Genomic DNA, 23,180 nt, shown 5'->3' on the forward strand with positions numbered 1-23,180 from the left:
ATCCATGGAACCGATCCTTTATAATGCTATTTCTGGTGGTCGTTCAGATTTTAAAAGACAGGAAATAATCGCCAATAATTTGGCGAATATTAATACCCCTGGATTTAAGGCGGATTTATACCAGGCACAGACGATGTACATGAATAATGCGAATGGAAATAACCAATTCAATGCACATTCATTTATCACTCAAAATGCTAATGGAGTAGACACTTCTCCTGGAGAGATTATTACGACAGGCAGAGATTTGGATGTAGCTATTGATGGGGATGGGTGGATGGCCGTTCAAGATAGTAATGGTCGTGAAGCTTATACCAGAGGGGGCAGTTTGCGTTTGAATCCTAATGGACAGTTAATTACTGCCTCGGGTAAGGTGGTTTTAGGCGATGGAGGACCAATTTCTATCCCGCCTGCTCAATCCATAGAGATAGGTTCTGATGGAACCATATCGATTGTGCCTTTAGAAGGTGATGCCAAATCCCTGGCAATATTAGACAGGATTAAATTAGTGACGCTGGATAGAAATAATATCTATAAAAATGATGAGGGCTTGATACAGCTGAAATCAGGTGCTGCAGTTGCTAATAGTAACATTAAATTGCAAAGTGGTGCATTGGAGGGGAGTAATGTCAAAGCAATTGATCAAATGGTAGCTATGATCAGTGCTGGTCGGGAATTTGATGCCCAAATGAAGCTATTATCAACAGTTGATGATAATGGACAAAAATTGGCACAACTATTGCAAGAATAAACGTAATTAATTTAGTTATTGTTTCAGTCAGGCTAAGCCGCTTTCCAGTTGTTAGGAGTCACAGATGATTGTAAGAGCGGAAGATGTTATTTATGTATTTGCAAATCTGAAATGATAATTAAGGCCGAAATAATAACAAGAATAATAGCAGGAGGCCGTTATGGAACCAGCATTATGGGTCAGTAAATCAGGTTTGGAAGCCCAGGATAAGAATATTGCTACTATTGCGAATAATCTTGCTAACGTCAATACAACTGCTTTTAAAAAGGGTAGAGCTTTATTCGAGGATTTAATTTATCAAAATCTTCGCCAGGCCGGCGCACAATCTTCACAAAATTCACAAATTCCTACCGGTATAAACATGGGGACAGGAGTGCATCTGGTTGCAACAGAAAAAATATTTAGTCAGGGCAGTCTTCAGAACACGGAAAATGCTTTGGATGTCGCAATCGAAGGCCGAGGTTTTTTTACAGTGTTAATGCCAGATGGCACACAAGCCTATACACGTGATGGAAGCTTTAAAACGGATAGTACAGGTCAGATCGTTAATAGTAATGGGTATCCTCTTCAACCCAACATTACGATACCACCACAAACGACAAAAATTACTATTGGAACAGATGGCACAGTTAGTGCCTTAGTAGCGGGAAACAATGCGCCATCCGTTATAGGCAATATCCAATTAACCGATTTTATAAATCCCGCCGGATTGCAACCAATTGGACAGAATTTATATACCGAAACCGTAGCAAGTGGTACACCAATTACAGATAATCCTGGTAATTCTGGATTGGGTACTTTATTGCAAGGTTCATTAGAAGCTTCTAATGTCAATGTGGTTGAAGAATTGGTTAATATGATTCAGGCTCAAAGAAGCTATGAAATAACAGCAAAAAGCATTCAAACCGTTGACAGTATGTTGCAATATTTAACCCAAACTCTGTAAGTGAGATAGGTTATGAATCGATTTAATATCGCTACCACTTGCTTAGCTGCGACTTTGTTATTTGGGTGTGAAGCTTTACACCCGCCTGCGCCAGGCGATAATCCTGATTATGCTCCAACTTATCCTGTAACACCGGATCCCAAGGAGTTAAGGAAGGTAAGTGGTGCTATTTATAGTAGTGAAACAGCCCTCCCATTATTTGAAACGCCGAGGGCAAGGCATCCAGGTGATATATTAACAGTATATTTGATCGAAAAAACGGATGCTCAGAAAAATGCGACTACTACTCAGAGAAAAAATGATACGACAAAAATCACAAATAAACTCTTTTTGGGTAGACCCATCTCTTTGGGAAGTGGTTACAGCATGGATTTTGATTTGGATAACCAAAGGCAGTTTAACGGGGAAGGCAGGTCAATACAAAACAATAAATTAGCCGGCAGTATTTCAGTAACGGTAGCCAAAGTGTTGGCGAATGGCAATATGGTTGTTCAAGGCGAGAAGTGGGTGAGAATTAATCAGGGGAATGAGTTTGTTCGCCTTTCAGGGATAGTTCGTCCCCAGGATATAAAAGCAGATAATACCATTACTTCTGATAGGATTGCCAATGCGAGAATTTCTTATGGTGGAACTGGCCAAATTAACAATACGAATGCTCAAGGATGGTTATCAAGAATTTTATGGGGGCCTTTATTCCCGACGTAATTGGTAATTATCGAGATTACAACTGACAAGGAATTAAGATGCGGCGAATGTTGGTTATTGGATTGTTGTTGGCATTTCATTTGATTGTAGCTCAAGTTTTTGCTGAACGAATCAAAGATATCGCTACTTTGGCTGGTGTTCGTATTAACCAATTGGTTGGTTATGGATTGGTGGTCGGTTTAAGTGGTACTGGGGATAAAACTGGCACGAAATTTACTGAAGACAGCTTTGCTAACATGCTGACTCAACTGGGAATTAACATTCCTCCAGGAGTAAGACTCAATTCCAAAAACATTGCAGCAGTGATGGTCACTGCCAATTTATCCAGTTTTATGAAAAAAGGACAGACTATGGATGTCAACATTTCATCCATAGGCGATTCTAAAAGTTTGTTAGGTGGAACTTTATTACTTACCCCTTTGAAAGGCGCGGATGGACGTGTCTATGCCATGTCGCAGGGAAACGTTGTGGTATCTGGAATCAGTGCTTCGGGGAGCGATGGTTCGAGCGTTACTGTTAACGTACCCAGCGGGGGAAGGATTCCTAATGGCGCTACGATTGAAGCGGATATTCCTAATCCATTTTATTACTCAAACTCACTGACTTACAACCTGCATACACCGGACTTCACTACTGCAAAACGAATGAGCGATGCCATCAATGAGTTAATGGGGCCTGGCACGGCAAAAGCTATCGATGCCGGATCTGTTGTAGTAACAGCTCCTAAAAAATTATCCCAACGCGTAGACTATGTTTCAGTGCTTGAAAATATTGAATTTAAGCCAGGAGAAGCCATGGCAAAAATTATTATCAACGCCAGGACTGGAACAGTGGTTATTTCAAGCAATGTGATAGTTAAATCTGCTGCCGTTTCCCATGGTAATTTGGTCGTCAGCATTACAGAGACTCCTGTTATCAGTCAACCTAATGCCTTTGCTTCAGGGCGCACTGTGGCTACGCAGCAATCACAAGTCAATATTCAACAAAAAAATAACCGTGCCTTTATCCTACCCAAGGGCACCACTTTGAAAGATATAGTCAGAGGAATCAATGCTGTTGGTGCAACACCTGCTGATGTAATTTCCATACTGGAGGCGTTACAACAGGCAGGCGCGTTGAGTGCTACATTAATAGTCATATAAAGGTGATAGGTATGACCATACAAAGTATTGTTACGAGTGATTTTCAAGGGTTAAATGAATTAAAAACTCAGGCAAAAAACAATGCAAAAGAAGCTTTGCCTGAAGTAGCTAAACAGTTTGAAGGGATATTCTTGCAATCCATGTTAAAAAGCATGAGGATGGGACAGCATTTCCTTGATGAATCCAGTCCTTTTAGTGGTAAAAATGAAGCGACTTTTCAAGAGATGCTGGATGCACAATATGCTAGTACTATTGCCGAGTCTAAAGGGATAGGACTGGCAGCTCTACTGGCTAAACAACTGGAAAATTCAGTTGGAGAAAAAGCAAATAACCCGGTTAATTCCTCTAATGAGGTTAACAATACTAAAGATATTAATTCAGAAAAATCGCTATCCGTTATTGATGATTTCGTAAAATCAATATGGCCCACAGCAAAACAAGCCGCGTCTTTAATTGGATTGGATCCCAAACTATTAGTAGCCCAGGCAGCATTAGAAACGGGCTGGGGTAAATTTGTTACAAGAGATGTGGATGGCTCGAGCAGCAATAATTTATTTAATATAAAGATCGGGTCGAATAGCAATGCAGACTCAATTCAAGTTAAAACAACAGAATACATTGCCGATACACCCATTAAGATAAATGCATCCTTTAGAAAATATCCATCCATAGAGCATGGTTTTCATGATTATGTTTCGTTAATTAGAGGAAGTGAGCGTTACCAAACAGCATTGGCCAATGCAGCAAATCCTGAGCTTTATGTCAGTGAGCTAAATAAAGCAGGGTATGCTACTGACCCAAATTATAGCAATAAGATTTTATCTATCTATCATGGTGATGAATTGAATCAGGCAATACAACGATGTGAGTTATCCGAACAAACTTGATAGTTATGCACGAGCCAAAGAATAAATTAGTTCAGGGAGTGAGCAAAACATGTCTATACTTAATATTGCCTATTCAGGATTGAATGCTTTTCAGCGTGCCTTGGACGTTACTGGCAATAATATTGCTAATTTTAAAACGAGAGGGTATAGCAGACAATCTATCCAATTTACTCCTATACCCTCGAATCGCTATGCTGGTTCATACATAGGGGCAGGAGTATCTGTTTCATCGATTTATCGAAATGTTGATCAATTCGCCAATGCTCAGGTTCGAAATACCTTGAGTTATAGAACTCAGTATGATGCGTTTTATAATCAGGCAATTCAGATAGATAAACTGCTTTCACAAGATGGATCAAGTATTTCGGTTCCCTTGCAAACTTTTTTTGATTCAATAGGACAGTTGAATAATACGCCTGATAGTATAGCAACAAGAGGTGTTGTATTGAAACAGAGTCAGTTATTGGCTCAGCAATTTAATTCGCTACAACTAAAACTCGAAGAGTATGAGCGTAATTCAACATTGCAAGTAACAGAGTCAGTAAAAATAATTAATCAAATAACAAAAGAGTTGGCAGAGGTCAATGGAAAATTATTAGGGAATAACAATATACCTGAATTACTTGACCACAGAGACGAGCTACTTAAACAATTATCAGGTTATACCGATCTGAGTATTTTTGATCAGGGTGATGGCACGATTAGTGTTGGGATTGCCAGCGGGGATATGTTAGTAGCTGGAACCCAGCAACGCGATTTGGTAGTGGGTTCAGGTAATGATTCTATTTTTGGAACAAAGATCTTTTTAAGTAACGGGGGAAATAATCAAGTTGATATCACAGACAGGCTGACCACCGGTATGTTAGGCGGCCTCATAGATTATGAGAAAAATGTTCTGGGACAGGCCAGTCAATTAATTGGTCAAATGGCTATTGGTTTGGCTCAGACATTTAATGCCCAACATAAGCTGGGTATGGATATGAATAGCCAAATTGGTAAGGATTTTTTCACTGACTTTAATTCCCCCGGGCAAATGCTCAAAAGATCTATCGCTTCAGCTGATAATAGTGGAACTGCTGTCTTATCTGTCAATATCTCAGATATATCCCAAGTGAAATTAAGTGATTATGATCTGATAATTAGCGATACTGGAGCTAATGAATTACGATTGATACGGAAATCAGACGGTACTTCTACAACCTTAACCTGGTCAAGCTCGCCACCAACCCCACCCGCAGGGCAAGTAGTTATAGATGGAATGACAATTACAGTAAATGATTTATCGCAATTGGCAAATAATGATCGTTATACTTTGACCCCTACCAGGGGAGCTGCCAGAGATTTTGCTTTACAAATTAAAGACGCCTATGAAATCGCACTGGCTTCTCCGGTGAAAACAATGGCTTCATTAAATAATACCGGACAAGGTCAAATTATTTTAGGTTCGGTATTGAATACGGCTGTTGTTAACAAACAATTCAGAATTGATTTCATTTCGGATACTCAATACAACCTGGTTAATGTAACGGACAGTACAACAACCGGTCCGTTTGCTTTTGTACCAAATACGAACAATGTCATTCAAATTCCCGATGGAATAACTCCTTCTTACTCCGTTGTTTTATCTGGAATTCCTAAATCCGGAGACCAATTTACTACTGATTACAATGCGGGTGGATTCGGTGATAATCGCAATGGTTTAATCCTTAGCAGCATACAACAAAACAAGATTTTTTCAAATGGCAGTGAAAATTTATTTGACAGATATGGTAATTTGCTCGCTGAAGTAGGAAGTAGAACCAATCAAGCTAAAACCAGCTTTGAATCTGCCGATATACTTCATAAGCAGGCATTGGATTTTCAGGATAGCAAAAGCGGAGTCAATCTGGATGAGGAGGGAGCCAATTTGCTTATCTTTCAACAGGCATACCAGGCAGCGGGAAAGTTGATGGAAATATCCAATCAAATTATGAACTTGTTGTTCGATATCATGAGGTGATGAATGCGTATTTCAACCAATCAGATATATCAGCGAGGTTTAGACAATTTGTTGACCCAACAAGAGCGATTAGCAAGGCTTCAGGATCAACAAGCCAGCGGTATAAGAGTACGGACTCCATCTGATGATCCAGTGGCATCTGCACAAATTGAGCTGATTAAACAGCGAATTAACAACATAGAGCTATTCCAAAATAATCGTCAAGCAGCCGAGAGTGCGTTAAGTTTAGAGGAAGGGATATTATCCAACGCAGTCAATTCACTTCATCGCTTACGTGAAATACAAATTCAGTCTGGTAATCCCAGTCTTTCTGAAGAGGATAGAAAAACTCTCGCTGTTGAAGTCCAAGCCTTATTAAATCAATTACTTGATTATGCTAACACCAAGGATAGTAACGGAAGTTATATGTTCAGTGGTAGCAAGTCATTAACAAAGCCAGTCTCATTGAATTTATCAGGGGAATATGTTTATAACGGGGATAATACACAACGTTTTCAAGCGGTTACAACGAGTTTACTCGTAGCCGTTAATGACACAGGCGATAATGTGTTTATGCGTATCCCCAATGGAAATGGGAGTTTTACTATAAGAGAAACAGCAACTCCTAATACAGGAACAGCTTCTGTCAGTTCAGGCTCGGTAACGGATGAAGCGGCTTTTGTTCCTGATAATTATACAATGACTTTTGCTTTAAACTCTCAAAGCAATCTGGTAGTAATGGTGAGTGGCAGTCTTAGTGGTAATGTGATACCCCCAAGCGGTTTACCTGACGATGCGCCATTATACCAGGAGGGTAGCGCCATTAGTTTTAATGGGATGGAAATGGTGGTATCTGGCTTACCAAAAGCAGGGGATTCATTTTCAATTAGTCCTGCAAAAAATGAATCTATTTTCTCTACTGTACAGCGCATGATAAATAACTTGAATAAACCATATACCTCGTCTGTAGAAAAAGCAGCCACCCAAACTGAAAATAACCAATTATTAGCTCAGATTGATAATGCTTTGGTACATATTTTAAGTGTTCAGTCTGATTTGGGGGCAAGGCTCAATCAACTGGAAACCGCTGAAAAAGCGAATAATGATTATCTGGACATCAGTACTGCGACATTAAAAAAACTTAGAGAAATTGATCCTGTCGCTGTTGCAACGGAATTGAATTTACAACTAGTCAACCTGCAGGCAGCTCAGTTAAGTTTTACACGAATTCAAGGATTATCATTATTTAATTTTTTGTAAAAGTATATCAAAAATAGAGTTTCTCATCTTTTATACCGAACAATCTTATGCAGATTTAAACATCACTGTAAATCAACCTACATAACTATAAGTTATAACCTATAGAAAGAACTCATAAGCATGTCATATCCTCGTCATATTCACTTGTTATTATGTATTTTAAACACAATGAGCAAGGTGAAATTATGAAAACGTCAAATAGTCAAAATGATACATCAAAAGAGCCATCTGTAAATCTAGGAAAATTGAGTACTGCAAAAAATCTCGTATTCCGTGGAGGTGGATCTAAAGGAGTAGCTTATGTAGGCGCATTGCAATCCTTGTCAGAACAAGGGGTATTGGAAAACATTGAAAATGTTGCAGGAAGCTCTGCTGGTGCTATGACTGCGGCGATAGTGGCTTGCGGTGGATCTGCCGAGTTAATGGAATATTTTTGTAGTGCAAATAGTTTAGCGGATTTTGTTGATAACCGATTGACTAAAAAATTGCTTCCTAAAGGTGATAAGAGTCCACAAGCGGACTATTCTGCGGATTATTCTTCAATAAGTCATGAGCAAACGGGTGAACAGAAAAATACTGAATCCAGTCTTGCAGAGGCAAAACTGGTCACGAAACCCTCCAAGTTAACTGGCCTCATTGCTTCTAAAGGAACCAAGTTAGTTGAAGAGATGGAACATGTGATGAGAATAGCTATTTTCACGCATTTTCCTGAATCTCTGGATAATGAATTGAAAAGTCTTGGCGACAAGCTGAATACAATTGAGGACAAAGAGAGCGCTGAATATAGCAATCTTGCAAAAAGACAACAGATTTTGGAAGACACCCAAAAAATCATAAACGGATTGCATGATCCGAATTTTGATTTAACTTTTGGTCATTTACATACGCTACATCAATACGATCCTCAGCAATTCAAGGAATTGTACATTACCGGAACAGATGAGAATGGCGAGTTACGGATTTTTTCTCATGAGAATGACGCTGATATGCCTGTTTCCACAGCAGTTCGTATCTCTGCATCATTGCCAGGAGTGTTTGATCCGGTAATCTACGAAGGAAGAAAATACATTGATGGTGGTGCTGCTAATAATTTACCAGTCAATATCTTCTTTAATAAGGAAGAAGCTTATACTCCAGGTGTTGTGACTACAATTGGAGTTTCTTGTGAGAATCAATTGGACATTACAGAAAAGGAATTTAAAAATCCATCCTTTATGGAAAGGATTATGGGGTATTTAGGAGATTTTGTTAAAAAAATATTATGTAAACTTGATGTTGAGGGTGCTGTAAAAGAACAGAAAAGAGAGATGCTGAAATACATAGATAATGGAAATCTCTTTGTTATGGTGGCACCTCCAATTTCCATAACGACTGCTCAAATGCATATTGAGAAGGAAGAAAAAGAGGGCGTTATCAAGGTAGGTAAAGCATTTTGTGACATGCAATTGAAAAGCATGATTGATGCAGATTTTAAACCACAGCCATTTGATGAAAAAACAGCAAGAGTATTGGCAAACAGCGGTGAGCAACAAGAGCAATCAATACAAAAAACCATTGATTTTAAATCAAGATTGCAAAATTTTAAACAGTCAGACAGACCTTGGTCTCAGCACGTAGAAAAAACTATTGATAGACTAATGTTGGTCAAAGGAGCAGCTACTCAAGATCAAATAGATCTGTGTTTGCAATGGCAGGAAATAAAATCAGTACATACTAATCCTGCAGATAGATTGAGAGAATTTGCCTATGCTTTTCTTGCTTCTCCATTAGCAGAACCAGTCAGCAATCAGCAGGAGATTAATTTCAGTAAAGAAACAAGAAAAGAAATCAATCTATTAAAAAGTTTGCCCGGATTATATGACACTACTCCTGATTTTACAGAAGAGTTTAATAATCAGAGAACACCATCATTACAAAGAGCGTAAAAATTAATAGCCTGTAGAATGCAACTGAAAGCAAGGATGCTTTAGGTTTACAATATTTTTTAAAGCCCCAATTTATTGAACTATATAATTTGTAAGTTTCTTCGAAATGGACCATTGGCAACTGGCGTCCCGGGCAGGATTCGAACCTGCGACCTGCCCCTTAGGAGGGGGCTGCGCTATCCATCTGTGCCACCGGGACTTTGACTTTAGTAATCAAACGCAAGTCTACCCTTATAGCCGGAAAATGACAACGGGAAAGCAAATTTCTTATATGAAAATATAAATATTATCGATCGGGCTGGTTGGATTGTAATGTGTTCTTAACTATCCTGTCATTTCTCAATTCTGGACATTGATAAGTCAATTTTTATTAAACTTAGTGAAGGTTTTTGTGGTTGGCCAAGCTGATAGCAGCATGACATGAAAGAATAGACCTCTTGCCTAACCTGATTATTTTGTTTTAGGGCAAGGCGCAAACGTTTTGAGGAGAAAAGTTTACAGGCAGTACATGAGCACCGCAGAAACGTTTGCAACGCAGCAATAAAATGAAAGAGGCAGGTTATGCAAGAGGTCTAATATCTATTGACCAAATATTAGTAATTAAGCTAACTTGCGCTAGTTGATAATGGATTGCAAAATTTGAGTCATTAAAGGAGATGTTACACTATGAGAATTTTTAAAGGATTAATGAAAAGCACCGGTCTTAGGAAGCAGACTAGTGATCAAAGAATATATAACCCATCTCTTCAATTATCCTCTGCTTCTTTATCTGGCGATACCAGACAAGCTGGGTTTGATTTTTTTCCGATAAACAATACGAGCGCTATATTAAAAGACTCCTTGAGCAATCGTGTGCATTCAGAATTTCAGCCAATGATACTCAAGAGGGATATAAACTCAGTCCTGATTAGATTGCCAATTAAACATAGTGTTTATCGAAATCATGACAATAGTGATTTGTCGAGTGACTCAACATTAATAATTGACTCATCTAATCTACAAGATCATATTTCCTATTTACAGATTTGCTTTACTCATGAAGAAGGGAAATGGTATTTGTTTTTAAAGTGTTTCACTGCTTTGGGTGTTTTTAATTATGATTTTGCGCCATTATTGAAAATATTGCATAAGCCAGACATCAGAACTTATCCCATGAGTTTTGGTTACCCTGGTGTTATTGACAGGACAGAGCTCATTGACAAGGATAGAAAAACTTATGCCAGACAGTTTATTATACATGGCCCTGATGATGAAGCTAAAATCTTGCAAGATGTTCATGATTTCAATCTGAATTGCTTGAGGCGGTTTGAAGAGTTAACCTACGGTAGAGATTATAGTGCTTATAGAAACTCTCAAGCGCTAGGGAGAATTTTGCATAAAATTGTAACTGCTTATCAAGAAGTAACTGTAAATGAATTTGATATAGCATTGAACCGGCTTAAGATTGTGTTTCAAGATCATGTATTTCAAAATGATCCACAAATTTGTTTGTCTTTGACTCACATAGTCAATGCATTGGTTGTTTTAAGTCAAAAAAAGGAACTTAATAACAAGGGAATGGAAATTGATGAACACCAATTACATCTCATTTTAAAAGAACTTGCAAAACATGAAGGTAAAAAATTTAAAAATAATCTATGGTTTCCTATAGGGTCTGTTGAGGCAATTAGCCAAGAGGTAGAAGAACTGTTTGTTTTAAAGCAAACTACGCCTGCAGCATCTATAATGAATTAATAGTGATTTAAGCACTAACAGTTATAATTTAATTAAGGACGATAAAAATGAAACAAATTAAGGGAAGGCTATTATCAATAATCACTTTATTATTCTTGCCGTTTCTCGTGTTTGCTTCTGATGCATCGATTAGTCTGGTTGGTGTTCAAGGTTATGATTTGTTTTCTTATCATCAGAAAAATGGTCCTGTCCGTGGTAGCGGTAACCACACTGCCTATCATAATGGAGTAGCTTACCTATTTGCTACTGATGAAAACAAGAAAGCTTTTCAGGCTAATCCTGAAAAATATTTGCCAGCTTATGGTGGTTATTGTGCTTTTGCGGTTTCGGTAGGGCGGAAAGTAGTGAGTGATCCATTGGCGTGGAAAATTGTTGATGGCATTTTATATCTCAATCTTAATAAACAGGTACAAGAATTTTGGTCAAAAGATATTCCTGGGAACATAAAAAAGGGTAATATTCAATGGGAAAAAATTAAGGATATTGACCCGCAAAAAATTTAATGTGATTGGAATACAGAGTTTCTATCTATTCAAGATCCCTAGCCTGTACCATTGTGTTTTATCGATTATGGTACAGGTTTAATTCATATTAATTTCTATTTTTATAATGGCCATACCCATAAAATAGTTGGAATAGTAACGACTACAACAATGAGTTCTAATGGTAATCCCAGACGAAAATAATCAGAAAATCGGTATCTACCTGGTCCCATAACCATAGTGTTATTTTGATGGGCTATTGGAGTTAGGAATGAACAAGAAGCACCAATAGCAACTGCCATTAAGAAAGAATCCACATTAACATGCGCTGACTGAGCAATCTTGATTGCAATAGGAGCCATAATTAATGCCGTTGCTGCATTGTTTAATAAGTCGGATAAAATCATAGTTATAACCAGAATCACAAGCAAGGCAAAGATAGGAGAATATTGGCCGGCAATTTTCATAAACCCATTTGCGATCAAATCTGCCGCACCAGTCGTTTGCAAGGCTTCTCCAACGGGGATAAGAGCGGCTAGTAATAATAGTACTGACCAGTCAATAGTACGATAAAGATTATGTGTTGGTATTGCTTTTAACACAACAAGTGCGAGCACTGCTATCATAAAAGAAAAATCGAGTGGCAGTATTTGCAGAGATGCCAAAATGATGGATAGTGTAAAACAAATAATTGGCAAAAATTTTTTTTGAGTCAAATGGACATTAATATCTCTTTCTGCAAGGGGCAAGAATCCCAGGTCGACAATTGTTTCGCGAAGTGTTGCAGCATTTCCCTGAATTAGTACTACATCACCTGCTGCAAAACGAATATCAATTAATTTTTTTCTGAAAGATAATTCTTCTCTTGAAATGGCCAACAAATTAATCTTATAACGCGAACGAAATCTCATCATGGAAGCGGATTGCCCTTCAATACTGGAATCTGGTAATACAACGGCTTCCATGGTGATGATGTCACTGTCATAGAGCTCTTTTGAGGTTAATGGCTTGTTTCCAGCAAGGATAAGGCCATTTGAATCCAAAATATTTTTCAAATCTTCGGGAGATGCTTCAATAATTAAAATATCGTTACAATGAATGATGGTATCATCGGTGTATGCAAATTTCTTTTTACCTTCATGGACCACTGCAATCAATTCAAAATTAGCTTCAGTCATCTCAAGAAATTCTTTAACGGTCTTTTCACATAGAGAGGAGGTTTCAGGAATTTTTACTTCCGTCATGTAATCAGAAATCTGGAATGAATCTCCTGATTTACTGTATTTGGCCCGTACCGGAATTAATTTCCATCCAATCAATGAAATAAAGAGAACACCCATAACTGCTACTGGAAGTCCTACAGGTGTGAAATCGAACATATTATACGGAGTACCTAGGACTTGATTGCGGAAGTTGGAAATTAATAGATTGGGAGGGGTACCTATAGCTGTGATTACTCCTCCTAGTACTGAGCAAAAGGCAATAGGCATTAAGATGATAGATGGTGATTTTTTAATTTCCGTAAAGGAATGAATAGCGATGGGCATCATTATTCCTAACGCAGCCACATTATTCATAAAAGCAGACAGGAATGCGCTGATCCCGCAATAAAGACCGACTTGAAATGATATTTTTTTTGAAAATTGTCTTAATTTTATAAAAGGATTATTTAATACACCTGATTGGGTTATAGCATAAGTTAAGACCATGACACAGCCGACTGTGATTACTGCAGGGTTGCTGAATCCTGAAAATGCTTTGTCAAATGGAACAAGGCCTGTTAACACGGATATGGCTAGTGCAAACAGAGCAACGAAATCGTACCGCCAATAATTCCAAATAAATAAAACGAGAGAAACAATTAAAATGCCAAATAAAAGATAAGGTTGGTACATGCAATAATCCTTATTTTCATGTTCAAGATAATAAAATTCCTGCTTAACTACAGGACTCTAACCAAAAATACTATTTAAGTTGGATTGGTTACATTCCTGAGTAATTGGGTCCACCCCCACCCTCTGGTGCCTGCCAAACTATATTTTGACGAGGATCTTTAATATCGCAGGTTTTACAATGGATACAATTCTGGGCATTGATTTGTAATCGAGGTCCTTTTTCAACGTCTTCAATGATTTCATAAACAGCTGCCGGGCAATATCGACTCTCTGGAGAAGCATATTGGTTGAAATTAACTTCAATGGCCAGCTTGGGTTGTTTTAATTTGAGATGACAGGGTTGATTTTCTTCATGAAATGTATTTGATAAAAATACAGATGAGAGTTTATCAAACGTGAGCACGCCATCTGGTTTTGGGTAGTTAATTTTTTTAGTTTTATCTGCTGGATTTAAAGACTTATGGTCAGCATGATTTTTTAATGTCCATGGAGAATGCCCTCGAGTTACATAAGTTTCAAAGGCGGCATTAATTAGACCTGGAAATAATCCGTATTTGAATCCTGGTCGAATATTTCGCACTGTATAGAGCTCTTGTTTGAGCCAGGATTGATTGATTTTCTCAGGGTACGCACTTAGTTCAAATTGACCGCTCTTTTCCTCACTTAGCGTTTCAAAGCAAGTTTGTGCAGCAAGCATTCCAGATTGCATTGCCGTGTGAATTCCTTTGATTTTAGGCACATTTAGAAAACCGGCAGCATCTCCAATCAAGGCGCCGCCAGGAAAGGTCAATTTGGGAAGGGATTGCCATCCTCCCTCATTAAGTGCTCTGGCTCCATAACCAATGCGCTCTCCACCTGTTAGAACAGATTTAATAAGGGGATGGGTTTTAAATCGCTGAAACTCACCAAAAGGATTTAGCCATGGGTTCTTGTAGTCAAGTCCAACAACAAAACCTATTGCAACTCGTTGTTCTGAGAGATGATACAAAAAAGAGCCTCCATAAGTTGCATGATCAAGCGGCCAACCTACAGTATGGATGACTTTGCCTGGTTCATGGCGAGATGCATCAACTTGCCAGATTTCTTTAATCCCTATACCGTAAGTTTGTGGTTGTGAATGATCTCTTAAATGGTAGCGACTCATTAATACCTGACTTAATTGTCCACGGCATCCCTCAGCAAATAAAGTTTGCTTTGCTAATAAATGCATGCCGGGTTGATAGTTATCAGTTTTCTTTCCTTGTCTATCAATTCCTACATCGCCGGTAGCAACACCTATGACTTGATTTTTATCATTATAGAGAATTTCTGCTGCAGCAAAGCCAGGGTATATTTCACAGCCTAAAGCTTCAGCTTGTTCTGCAAGAAACTTACATAGTTCTCCTAAACTGATAATAAAATTTCCTTCATTATGCATAGGTTTTGGAGTAGGAAGCTTAAATGATTTATTTTGAGTCAAAAAATAAAAGAGATCTTTGTTAACCGGGGTATCTAGTGGAGCCTGCTGCCAATTTTCAGGTAGTAATTCTTTTAAGCTTCTGGGCTCTAAAACTGCACCAGAAAGAATATGAGCTCCAACCTGAGCTCCTTTTTCCAGTATACAAATAGTAATTTCTTTTTGAGAAGCCAAAGCCAGTTGCTTTAATTTGATTGCAGCGGATAATCCAGAAGGCCCTGCACCGACTATGATAACATCAAATTCCATCGTTTCGTGTTCCACACGTACTCCTCTAACTTACAAATTAAAAAATGATCGCTTTTATAAGGCTTAAGATCAAGATTAAATTTTATATTTTCAATTTTTGACGAGCTATTTTTATTTCATGGCAAGGCAAGTCTGAGAGAATAGCTGAATTGATAGAACATATAATTGTTTTTTAACAATAAATTCTCCAATTGACAAATATTAGGTTAGAATAATCAAACCTTGTCAAAATTCATTGAAGGTATGGTTTATGAATAGCGATAATAAAAAATCTGAAGAATTACCAAAAACACTGGGTCGATTTTTCTGGCATTTTATAAAGAAACAGCCCTTGGCTTTCACTGTGTTTTTTGTAGCGCCGATTGCAATGGTGCTTGAAAATAATGCTATTCCCTATTCTTTGAAAATGATCATTGATGCTCTTGGGATGCACTCCAGTGAAGAAAATATTTTTTCAGTAGTTGCTCCAGCTTTATGGTTAGGTGGCGGCGCCTGGTTCGCTTTAATTGTGATTTTACGTCTGCAAAATTGGTGGCAAGGTTATGTAATACCAAGATTTCAGGCTGATGTCAGAATGTCCATCATGGAGTATTTGAGTCGCCAGTCTTATCATTATTTTTCCAATCAAATGGCGGGTGGTTTAGCTAATAAAGTCAACGACTTGCCTCGTGCTCTGGACTCTATATTCAATATCATAACCTGGTATGCAATCGCCGCATTCGCTTCCATCGTTGTGGCATTAATTTTGATGTGTACCATTAACTATTGGTTTGCAGTCATTTTGTTAAGCTGGATTATTTTTCAACTTTTTATCAGTTATAGATTGTCTAGAAAAGTTGATCAGTATGCAAAAGAAAACGCAGAAGATAAAAGTCAGTTAAGCGGTAAAATAGTTGACAGTTTGAGTAATGCCAGTGTTGTGAAGCTTTTCGCCCGTTCTCGGGATGAGCTGGCTTATATTTCCGCAAGTCAGAATATGGAAGTACAAAGTAATAAAAAACTGACGATTTATATGAACATATTTCGTTTGTATCTGGATATTCCAGTTACAGTCATGTTGGTAGCCATGGTGTATTTCTTGTTGACTTTTTGGAATAAAAAACTCATCACAACAGGTGACTTGGTTTTTATATTCAATGTATCGTTTTCTATCATGACTCAGATTTGGTATTTGTGCCATGCTATTGCCGAATTCTTTCGAGAGATAGGCATAGCAAGGCAAGCTATTGCTTTACTCAGTGCACCAATAGAGGTACAAGATGCTCCTGATGCCAAGCAATTGATTGTTAAAGAAGGAAAAATAGAGTTTGATAATGTCACTTTTCATTATAATCAGGGTAAGAAAGTATTTGAAAATAAATCAGTGATCATTAAACCTAAACAGCGTGTTGGCTTGGTAGGGTTTTCGGGAAGTGGTAAAACGACGTTTATCCATTTGATTTTACGTTTATTCAATGTGGAGTCTGGAAAAATTTTGATTGATGGTCAGGATATTAGTCTGGTAACTCAAGATTCCTTGCGCTCAGCTATCAGCCTTATCCCTCAAGATACCACTTTGTTTCATAGGACTTTGATGGAAAACATTCGTTATGGTAATCCTGATGCTACTGATGATGAGGTTGTGATGGCATCCAAACAGGCATGCTGTGATGATTTTATTTCACTTTTACCTGATGGTTATAATACTTTGGTGGGTGAAAGAGGAATTAAATTATCAGGGGGACAAAGACAACGCGTTGCAATTGCTCGTGCTATTTTAAAAAATACGAAGATTTTGATATTAGATGAAGCCACTTCACAACTGGACTCCCTAACGGAAGAGGCCATACAAAATTCATTATGGCAACTCATGGAATCCAAGACTACAATTGTTATTGCACATCGGTTATCGACTCTATTGCATATGGATAGAATTTTAGTTTTTGAAGCAGGGAAAATAATTGAGGATGGATCTCATGAAGAATTATTAGCGAAGGATGGTTTATATAAATCCATGTGGGAAGCTCAAGTAGGTGGATTCTTGCCTGAATCCGATCGAGATAGAGATAATTGGGATGAATAATCAGATGCCAAGTGCTATGCTATAAAAATAGACTTTTTGAAAATTTTATTGCAAAGAGCAATGAGTTCTCAAGGGGCAGGGAATGATCCTACGGAATTGTTTATTGGCTATTATCTTTTTAATGATTGTATATCCCAATGCCTATGCAATGCGGTGTGGAGATAAATTGGTTTATGAAGGAGATAGTAAATACACTGTTCTATCTAAATGTGGTGAACCACTTGATAAATTGGTGTATGAGGAGAATGTGCCATTATATAACGCGGCTGGCTATCAGATAGGTTATGGTACTAATACAGTTGAAACCTGGATTTATCAAAAATCTCCTGTTGATTTTCAATATGAATTAATTTTTGATTATGGGAAATTAAAACAGATTAACGTAAATCGTAACCCATAATGGTAATAGCGTAAGAAGCTTTGTGAGGAAAAAAATATGAAAAAATTATTAAGCGGATTACTTATGGGTTTCTCCATTTTGGCCTATGCAAATAACGATGTAGTCATCAATGTGAGCTCAAAAGACCCCAGCTTTGTTGTCAGTCTTGCAGCTAACCCAACTACTGGTTATCAATGGTCTGTAGTAAAATTTGACAAAAATTTACTGACCTTAAGTAATAGTATTTATGAAAAGCCCAAAACTAATTTGATAGGTGCGGGCGGTAAAATGCTATTCATTTTTAACTTGAATAAAGGTAAAACCTATCCCGCACAAACCAAAATGGTCTTCAAGTATGCTCGTTCCTGGGAACCGGAGAGTGGAACTATAAAAAATGTAACGATTAATTTTGCTAACCCCTCAGACTAAGAATTAAGAAAATTTATTTTTCAATAATATAGTCATAGTGCTTTATTCTATTCATTAAATGCCCTTTTTTCTAAAAGGCAGATATCTAGGTTCCCAAAAGATCTCATCAATTAATCGAGGTAGCTCTTTGTCTTGATTTTTTTGAGCATAACCTGAGTCGATTGCACACTGAGCTACTGCAATAGCTATTTCCTTGGCTACAATTTGTGCATTGTCTAATGCGGGTAAGAGGGGCAAAAAGCTGTCTTTTTTACTTGGCGCAAATTTACTTAGTGTCTGAGCGGCAGCTAATATCATATCTTTGGTTAAACGAGAGGCACTTACCGCCAGAACACCTAATCCAATTCCCGGGAATACCAAGGCATTGTTGCATTGAGCTATTTGTACCATTCGGTTCTGATATTCAATGGGGGAAAATGCAGTTCCAGTAGCAATTAATGCCCGTCCTTTACTCCATGCCAATATATCTGAAGGCTGTGCTTCACATTTTTCATCAGGATTTGATAAAGGGAAAATGATTGGTCGCTCACAGGCTGTGGACATAGTTTCCACGATGTCTTGTGAGAAGGCACCCGTTTGAGCTGAACAGCCAATTAAAATGGTAGGTTTGACATGCCTGATAGTGTCAGTAAAAGAGGGATGTTGTTTATTATTGATTTCCCAGGATTGTATATCTACAGGATTACGTGCATAGGGTTTTTGAGCATCAGTCAGCTCCTGGTCAGTTGCAAGTAATAAACCTTGTCTGTCTATTAACCAGAATCTGTCATAAGCATCAGTAAGACTCAATCCATTTTTCACCATTGCATCAACAATTTGATCGCTAATGCCAGTACCTGCTGAGCCAGCTCCAAACACAACGATTCTATGTTCATGTAAGGGTAGTCCAGTCACATCACATGCCGCCAGAATTGCTGCCAGAGTTACTGCACCAGTCCCCTGTATATCATCATTAAAAGTACACAATTCATCTTGAAATTGATCCAGGATTCGTCGAGCATTGCCCCGACCAAAGTCTTCCCAATGTAAAAAAGCATTTGGAAATTGCTTATGAATTTTATTTACAAAAGTTTTGATAAAATCGTCGTATTCTGAGCTTTTTATTCTGGGGTGACGGCAACCGAGATACATAGGATCATTTAATAATTCCTGGTTGTTGGTTCCTACATCAAGAAATATAGGTAATGTGCGGGTTGGGTCAATTCCTCCACATAAGCTGTAAACCATTAGTTTAGCAACAGGTATATCCATTCCTCCTATCCCTTGATCTCCAATGCCTAAGACTCCTTCACCATCGGTCACTACGACAAGGTCAATTTCTGGATTCGAGCGATTATTAATTATTTCCTCAAGCTGGTTTTTATCTGAATGAGCAATATACAATCCCCGTGGTTGTCTGTATTCATGGCTGAATCTCTTGGCTGCGGTACCAACGATTGGTGTATAGATGATGGGAAGCATTTCCCCTAAATGACGACTTAGCAGTTTGTAAAATACTATTTGGTTTTTATCATGTAAATTATTTAAATAAATATGTTGCTGCAAACGTGTCGTGTAACTTGAATATTGAAGATAAGCACGTTTTACTTGTTCATCAAGAGTTTCAACGCGGTGTGGTAACTTGCCTAAAAGACCGAAATCTTTTCTTTCTTCCTGAGTAAATGCTGTTCCTTTGTTTAATTGCGGCGTAGTCAGTAAAGGCTTCCCACATAATGAGGTTTCTATGTATAACTCGCCCGTTTGGGGATCACGATTCAAACTAAAATCAAGCATATGGTATTCTCATAAGATAGCGTTACTTGCTGACTGGTGATAATATCGACTTTTTGTAGTTTACATCAAGAGGGTGAGTATGAATAAGTACTTAGTGATAATATTAATAATTTTGGGATTGGTTTCATGTCAGTTTAAAAAAGATGAATCCTATTATCGTTCCCACCCTTCTGAACTGCAAAATGCTTTAAAAATGTGCCCTAATACACAACCCGATGGATTAAGCTGTCAGCAACTTGAGGTAATTGGCAGGAGGATGAATAGTCTTGCTTATCAACTACAATACAATCCACAAGAGTTTGGCAACAAAATTTTGGCTTTGCAGCAAGTTATTGCCAATCAACAAAGGGAAATACAGAGTAAAAAGGATAACGCTGAATTACAAGATTCATTGAAAAGAAATCAAGATGATCTTGCTTACTATTTAGCAGTCGTAAAATGGTTAGAATCCCCTGAGAGTTAAATATGAAAATATTAGTAAGCAATGATGACGGAGTTTTGGCGCCCGGGATCAAAATTTTAGCTAATGAGCTGGCCACTTTAGGAGAAGTTCAAGTGGTTGCGCCTGATAGAAATAGAAGTGGTGCCAGCAATTCTTTGACTTTAACACAACCTTTAAGAGTTAAACAATTAGATAATGGTTACTATAGTGTGGATGGAACACCTACTGACTGCGTCCATCTGGCGTTAACTGGATTTTTAGAGCCTATAGCAGACATAGTTGTATCAGGCATTAATGAGGGGGCTAATTTAGGGGACGATGTACTTTACTCAGGCACGGTGGCAGCGGCTATGGAAGGTCGTTACTTAGGGTTGCCTGCTATTGCAGTCTCAATGGTAGGAGATAACATCCAACATTATGAAACAGCCGCAATTATCGCCAAAGAATTGGTTATGAAATTAAGTGTTAACAAATTACCTTCTCAAACCATATTAAATGTTAATGTTCCTGATTTACCTTTGAATCAAATAAAGGGATTGCAGGTCACCCGATTAGGAACTCGCCATAGTGCTGAGCCTATTATTAAAGAATATGATCCCAGAGGAAGACCAATTTATTGGGTTGGGCCACCAGGCATAGAAGCAGATGCTGGCGCTGGCACTGATTTTTTTGCAATTAAAACAGGTCATGTTTCCATAACACCGCTTCATTTAGACATGACTCATTATAAACTATTTGATCATTTATCTAACTTGCTTAACGAAATTTGCATGGAAAATTAATAAATTATAAATGAGATAATGATGCGCCTATTTCGCAAACAATTAATTTGTATTTTTTTTATCTTAAGTGTTGCTGGTTGTGGGACAAGAAGTGATTTGGCTCCTGTGACCGAATTAAAGTGGCAGCCCTATTCAAAATATCAGAAATTCCATACGGTTCGATCAGGTGAGACCCTTTATGCTATAGCATTTCGCTATGATACAGATTATAGAAGGCTTGCGACTATCAATCATTTAAGACCACCTTATTCCTTGCGAGTAGGGCAAGTTTTAAGTTTAAAAGGCATTGCGCCAAAATCAAATCACTTTAATTCAGTTCCCAGGGCTAATTTCTATACTCCCCATAAGCCAAAACAAAAAATCATTTATTCTCCAGCTTATAATGTACGTTCTTCCTCTGGTTGGTTGTGGCCAGTTACTGGTCGTGTTGTTACAACATTTATCCCTTCTCAGGGGAAAAAAGGCATAAACATTGCATGTAACAGAGGAGATAAAGTAAGAGCTTCAGCGAGTGGGGTTGTGGCTTATGCTGGCAGCGGTTTGGCTGGGTATGGTAATTTAATTATCATTAAACACAGTAATGAATATCTAACTGCATATGGTAACAATGCCAGAAATCTGGTGACAGAAGGACAGCGTGTTAATGCAGGGCAGGTAATAGCAGAAGCTGGTTTAATAGATAGATCATACTGGGGCGTGCATTTTGAAATTAGAAGAGCAGGAGTTCCAGTTAATCCATTGAATTATCTACAAAAAGGTTGACATATAACTTATAGTTATAGCAACAATAAGCTTGTTAAGAAGTAAAAAATTATTTCAAGGCATAGCTAAACATATAGGTGATACAATGCAAGATGAAGAAGAGCCAATTAAGGACAAGGAATTTAAAGAAGAGGAATGGTCTGAGCCAGATGATGATTCTCTGCTGTCAGAAGAAGATGTTGAACCAGATATCGAAAAAATTGAAGAAGAGCTTGATGAGTTTCCAGAGTTTGTTGATGAGGAAGCTTTTCCTTCATTCCAACGCGGGAAAAATATTGCCAAGGCTTTAGATGCTACTCAACTTTACCTGGGTGAAATTGGTTTTTCTCCATTGCTAACGGCTGAAGAAGAAATCCATTATGCGACTCTTGCTTTGAAAGGTGATATGGAAGCACGCAAGAAAATGATTGAGTCGAACTTGCGCCTGGTGGTTAAAATAGCCAGACGTTATCTTAATAGAGGATTACCTCTTCTTGATCTAATCGAAGAGGGAAACCTGGGTTTAATGAAATCTGTTGAGAAATTTGATCCCAAGCGAGGATTCCGTTTTTCAACTTATGCTACCTGGTGGATTAGGCAAACTATAGAACGTGCTATTATGAATCAAACGAGAACTATCCGTTTGCCTATTCATGTGGTGAAAGAACTCAATGTTTATCTTAGAGCAGCAAGACAATTAACGCAAAAACTGGATCATGAGCCCTCTCCTGAAGAAATAGCAGAAATGGTTGATAAACCTTTGGAGGATGTTCAAAAATTATTGGGCTTGAATGATAAAGTAGCTTCAGTTGATACGCCAATTGGATTTGATGAAACCAAATCTTTATTGGATACGATTGCTGATGAAAACAGTTTAAATCCTGCAGAACTATTAACCAATGAGAATTTAAGGCAACATATAGAATCTCTTTTGGATAAATTAACTGAGAATCAACAACAGGTTATCGCAAGACGCTTTGGGTTAAGAGGTTTTGAAAAAGCAACACTTGAGGATGTTGGTAAGGAAATTGATTTGACTCGTGAACGCGTTCGCCAGATTCAGGTTGAAGCTTTGAAGACACTAAGAACCTTGTTGGAGCGGGTTGGATTAACACAAGAGGATTTATTTTAATTTATTATCAGGTCAAGTGCAGGTGAGCGG

The 23,180-nt window shown here is 38.0% G+C and carries 20 protein-coding genes and 1 tRNA gene; 17 read left to right on the forward strand and 4 right to left on the reverse strand.

Annotation, left to right across the window (positions count from 1 at the left end):
- The first annotated feature begins 4 nt into the window (after nucleotides 1–4).
- The 8 genes from flgF to EL201_RS06520 all read left to right on the forward strand — a co-directional run bounded on the left by flgF (nucleotide 5) and on the right by EL201_RS06520 (nucleotide 9,594).
- Nucleotides 5–751 (forward strand): flagellar basal-body rod protein FlgF, encoded by a 747-nt coding sequence (gene flgF, locus EL201_RS06485; protein WP_027221463.1) that lies wholly within the window; start codon nucleotides 5–7, stop codon nucleotides 749–751.
- A gap of 160 nt (nucleotides 752–911) precedes the next feature.
- Entirely contained in the window at nucleotides 912–1,697 is a 786-nt protein-coding gene (gene flgG / locus EL201_RS06490; protein WP_027221464.1) for a flagellar basal-body rod protein FlgG, read from the forward strand.
- A 12-nt stretch (nucleotides 1,698–1,709) separates the two neighbouring features.
- Complete coding sequence (locus EL201_RS06495; protein WP_027221465.1) at nucleotides 1,710–2,402, forward strand: flagellar basal body L-ring protein FlgH; 693 nt, start codon at nucleotides 1,710–1,712, stop codon at nucleotides 2,400–2,402.
- A 38-nt stretch (nucleotides 2,403–2,440) separates the two neighbouring features.
- Entirely contained in the window at nucleotides 2,441–3,544 is a 1,104-nt protein-coding gene (locus EL201_RS06500) for a flagellar basal body P-ring protein FlgI (protein WP_032828817.1), read from the forward strand.
- Between the two features lie 11 nt (nucleotides 3,545–3,555).
- Nucleotides 3,556–4,431, forward strand: coding sequence for a glucosaminidase domain-containing protein (locus EL201_RS06505; RefSeq protein ID WP_027221467.1), 876 nt, complete (start codon nucleotides 3,556–3,558; stop codon nucleotides 4,429–4,431).
- Nucleotides 4,432–4,480: 49 nt separating this feature from the next.
- The gene (flgK, locus tag EL201_RS06510; protein ID WP_027221468.1) at nucleotides 4,481–6,430 is read left to right on the forward strand and encodes a flagellar hook-associated protein FlgK; all 1,950 of its coding nucleotides are present in this window, start codon (nucleotides 4,481–4,483) and stop codon (nucleotides 6,428–6,430) included.
- A gap of 3 nt (nucleotides 6,431–6,433) precedes the next feature.
- Entirely contained in the window at nucleotides 6,434–7,669 is a 1,236-nt protein-coding gene (flgL, locus tag EL201_RS06515; RefSeq protein ID WP_027221469.1) for a flagellar hook-associated protein FlgL, read from the forward strand.
- A 185-nt stretch (nucleotides 7,670–7,854) separates the two neighbouring features.
- Nucleotides 7,855–9,594 (forward strand): patatin-like phospholipase family protein, encoded by a 1,740-nt coding sequence (locus EL201_RS06520; protein ID WP_027221470.1) that lies wholly within the window; start codon nucleotides 7,855–7,857, stop codon nucleotides 9,592–9,594.
- Between the two features lie 122 nt (nucleotides 9,595–9,716).
- Here the strand turns inward: EL201_RS06520 and EL201_RS06525 are convergent.
- Nucleotides 9,717–9,793: transfer RNA gene (locus tag EL201_RS06525), tRNA-Arg, on the reverse strand.
- Nucleotides 9,794–10,260: 467 nt separating this feature from the next.
- Here EL201_RS06525 and EL201_RS06530 point away from each other — a divergent pair.
- Together EL201_RS06530 and EL201_RS06535 are read left to right on the forward strand one after the other, a co-directional pair.
- On the forward strand, nucleotides 10,261–11,328 hold the full coding sequence (locus EL201_RS06530) for a hypothetical protein (RefSeq protein WP_027221471.1): 1,068 nt from the start codon (nucleotides 10,261–10,263) through the stop codon (nucleotides 11,326–11,328).
- A gap of 47 nt (nucleotides 11,329–11,375) precedes the next feature.
- Nucleotides 11,376–11,831 (forward strand): YHS domain-containing (seleno)protein, encoded by a 456-nt coding sequence (locus EL201_RS06535; protein WP_027221472.1) that lies wholly within the window; start codon nucleotides 11,376–11,378, stop codon nucleotides 11,829–11,831.
- Between the two features lie 101 nt (nucleotides 11,832–11,932).
- Here EL201_RS06535 and EL201_RS06540 read toward each other — a convergent pair whose 3' ends face one another.
- Complete coding sequence (locus tag EL201_RS06540) at nucleotides 11,933–13,705, reverse strand: SLC13 family permease (RefSeq protein WP_027221473.1); 1,773 nt, start codon at nucleotides 13,703–13,705, stop codon at nucleotides 11,933–11,935.
- Between the two features lie 88 nt (nucleotides 13,706–13,793).
- Nucleotides 13,794–15,425 carry an electron transfer flavoprotein-ubiquinone oxidoreductase gene (locus EL201_RS06545; RefSeq protein WP_027221474.1) on the reverse strand — a complete coding sequence of 544 codons (1,632 nt, stop codon included), beginning with the start codon at nucleotides 15,423–15,425 and terminating at the stop codon, nucleotides 13,794–13,796.
- Nucleotides 15,426–15,660: 235 nt separating this feature from the next.
- Here EL201_RS06545 and EL201_RS06550 point away from each other — a divergent pair, with 235 nt between their 5' ends.
- The 3 genes from EL201_RS06550 (at nucleotide 15,661) to EL201_RS06560 (ending at nucleotide 18,280) form a co-directional block, all read left to right on the forward strand.
- Nucleotides 15,661–17,472: an ABC transporter ATP-binding protein gene (locus EL201_RS06550; RefSeq protein WP_027221475.1), complete on the forward strand. Its 1,812-nt coding sequence runs from the start codon at nucleotides 15,661–15,663 to the stop codon at nucleotides 17,470–17,472.
- Nucleotides 17,473–17,554: 82 nt separating this feature from the next.
- Nucleotides 17,555–17,872 carry a DUF2845 domain-containing protein gene (locus tag EL201_RS06555; protein ID WP_027221476.1) on the forward strand — a complete coding sequence of 106 codons (318 nt, stop codon included), beginning with the start codon at nucleotides 17,555–17,557 and terminating at the stop codon, nucleotides 17,870–17,872.
- A gap of 36 nt (nucleotides 17,873–17,908) precedes the next feature.
- The gene (locus tag EL201_RS06560; RefSeq protein ID WP_027221477.1) at nucleotides 17,909–18,280 is read left to right on the forward strand and encodes a protease inhibitor I42 family protein; all 372 of its coding nucleotides are present in this window, start codon (nucleotides 17,909–17,911) and stop codon (nucleotides 18,278–18,280) included.
- A 54-nt stretch (nucleotides 18,281–18,334) separates the two neighbouring features.
- Here the strand turns inward: EL201_RS06560 and EL201_RS06565 are convergent, their stop codons facing one another.
- The gene (locus tag EL201_RS06565) at nucleotides 18,335–20,053 is read right to left on the reverse strand and encodes an NAD-dependent malic enzyme (protein WP_027221478.1); all 1,719 of its coding nucleotides are present in this window, start codon (nucleotides 20,051–20,053) and stop codon (nucleotides 18,335–18,337) included.
- A 79-nt stretch (nucleotides 20,054–20,132) separates the two neighbouring features.
- Between EL201_RS06565 and EL201_RS06570 the strand changes: the two genes are divergently transcribed.
- The 4 genes from EL201_RS06570 to rpoS all read left to right on the forward strand — a co-directional run bounded on the left by EL201_RS06570 (nucleotide 20,133) and on the right by rpoS (nucleotide 23,150).
- Nucleotides 20,133–20,516 carry a hypothetical protein gene (locus EL201_RS06570; RefSeq protein WP_027221479.1) on the forward strand — a complete coding sequence of 128 codons (384 nt, stop codon included), beginning with the start codon at nucleotides 20,133–20,135 and terminating at the stop codon, nucleotides 20,514–20,516.
- A 2-nt stretch (nucleotides 20,517–20,518) separates the two neighbouring features.
- On the forward strand, nucleotides 20,519–21,277 hold the full coding sequence (gene surE, locus EL201_RS06575; RefSeq protein WP_027221480.1) for a 5'/3'-nucleotidase SurE: 759 nt from the start codon (nucleotides 20,519–20,521) through the stop codon (nucleotides 21,275–21,277).
- 18 nt (nucleotides 21,278–21,295) lie between these two features.
- On the forward strand, nucleotides 21,296–22,039 hold the full coding sequence (locus tag EL201_RS06580) for a peptidoglycan DD-metalloendopeptidase family protein (RefSeq protein ID WP_027221481.1): 744 nt from the start codon (nucleotides 21,296–21,298) through the stop codon (nucleotides 22,037–22,039).
- Between the two features lie 85 nt (nucleotides 22,040–22,124).
- On the forward strand, nucleotides 22,125–23,150 hold the full coding sequence (rpoS, locus tag EL201_RS06585; RefSeq protein ID WP_027221482.1) for an RNA polymerase sigma factor RpoS: 1,026 nt from the start codon (nucleotides 22,125–22,127) through the stop codon (nucleotides 23,148–23,150).
- Nucleotides 23,151–23,180: the final 30 nt, after the last annotated feature.

Origin of the sequence: Legionella pneumophila subsp. pascullei (assembly GCF_900637585.1) — a bacterium.
GTDB classification, from domain to species: Bacteria; Pseudomonadota; Gammaproteobacteria; order Legionellales; family Legionellaceae; genus Legionella; species Legionella pascullei.

What these genes read in the sequence shown, in the direction of transcription:
- flgF (WP_027221463.1), top strand. Translation starts at nt 5, where the DNA reads ATGGAACCGATCCTTTATAATGCTATTTCTGGTGGTCGTTCAGATTTT.
- flgG (WP_027221464.1), top strand. Translation starts at nt 912, where the DNA reads ATGGAACCAGCATTATGGGTCAGTAAATCAGGTTTGGAAGCCCAGGAT.
- EL201_RS06495 (WP_027221465.1), top strand. Translation starts at nt 1,710, where the DNA reads ATGAATCGATTTAATATCGCTACCACTTGCTTAGCTGCGACTTTGTTA.
- EL201_RS06500 (WP_032828817.1), top strand. Translation starts at nt 2,441, where the DNA reads ATGCGGCGAATGTTGGTTATTGGATTGTTGTTGGCATTTCATTTGATT.
- EL201_RS06505 (WP_027221467.1), top strand. Translation starts at nt 3,556, where the DNA reads ATGACCATACAAAGTATTGTTACGAGTGATTTTCAAGGGTTAAATGAA.
- flgK (WP_027221468.1), top strand. Translation starts at nt 4,481, where the DNA reads ATGTCTATACTTAATATTGCCTATTCAGGATTGAATGCTTTTCAGCGT.
- flgL (WP_027221469.1), top strand. Translation starts at nt 6,434, where the DNA reads ATGCGTATTTCAACCAATCAGATATATCAGCGAGGTTTAGACAATTTG.
- EL201_RS06520 (WP_027221470.1), top strand. Translation starts at nt 7,855, where the DNA reads ATGAAAACGTCAAATAGTCAAAATGATACATCAAAAGAGCCATCTGTA.
- EL201_RS06530 (WP_027221471.1), top strand. Translation starts at nt 10,261, where the DNA reads ATGAGAATTTTTAAAGGATTAATGAAAAGCACCGGTCTTAGGAAGCAG.
- EL201_RS06535 (WP_027221472.1), top strand. Translation starts at nt 11,376, where the DNA reads ATGAAACAAATTAAGGGAAGGCTATTATCAATAATCACTTTATTATTC.
- EL201_RS06540 (WP_027221473.1), bottom strand. Translation starts at nt 13,705, where the DNA reads ATGTACCAACCTTATCTTTTATTTGGCATTTTAATTGTTTCTCTCGTT.
- EL201_RS06550 (WP_027221475.1), top strand. Translation starts at nt 15,661, where the DNA reads ATGAATAGCGATAATAAAAAATCTGAAGAATTACCAAAAACACTGGGT.
- EL201_RS06555 (WP_027221476.1), top strand. Translation starts at nt 17,555, where the DNA reads ATGATCCTACGGAATTGTTTATTGGCTATTATCTTTTTAATGATTGTA.
- EL201_RS06560 (WP_027221477.1), top strand. Translation starts at nt 17,909, where the DNA reads ATGAAAAAATTATTAAGCGGATTACTTATGGGTTTCTCCATTTTGGCC.
- EL201_RS06565 (WP_027221478.1), bottom strand. Translation starts at nt 20,053, where the DNA reads ATGCTTGATTTTAGTTTGAATCGTGATCCCCAAACGGGCGAGTTATAC.
- EL201_RS06570 (WP_027221479.1), top strand. Translation starts at nt 20,133, where the DNA reads ATGAATAAGTACTTAGTGATAATATTAATAATTTTGGGATTGGTTTCA.
- surE (WP_027221480.1), top strand. Translation starts at nt 20,519, where the DNA reads ATGAAAATATTAGTAAGCAATGATGACGGAGTTTTGGCGCCCGGGATC.
- EL201_RS06580 (WP_027221481.1), top strand. Translation starts at nt 21,296, where the DNA reads ATGATGCGCCTATTTCGCAAACAATTAATTTGTATTTTTTTTATCTTA.
- rpoS (WP_027221482.1), top strand. Translation starts at nt 22,125, where the DNA reads ATGCAAGATGAAGAAGAGCCAATTAAGGACAAGGAATTTAAAGAAGAG.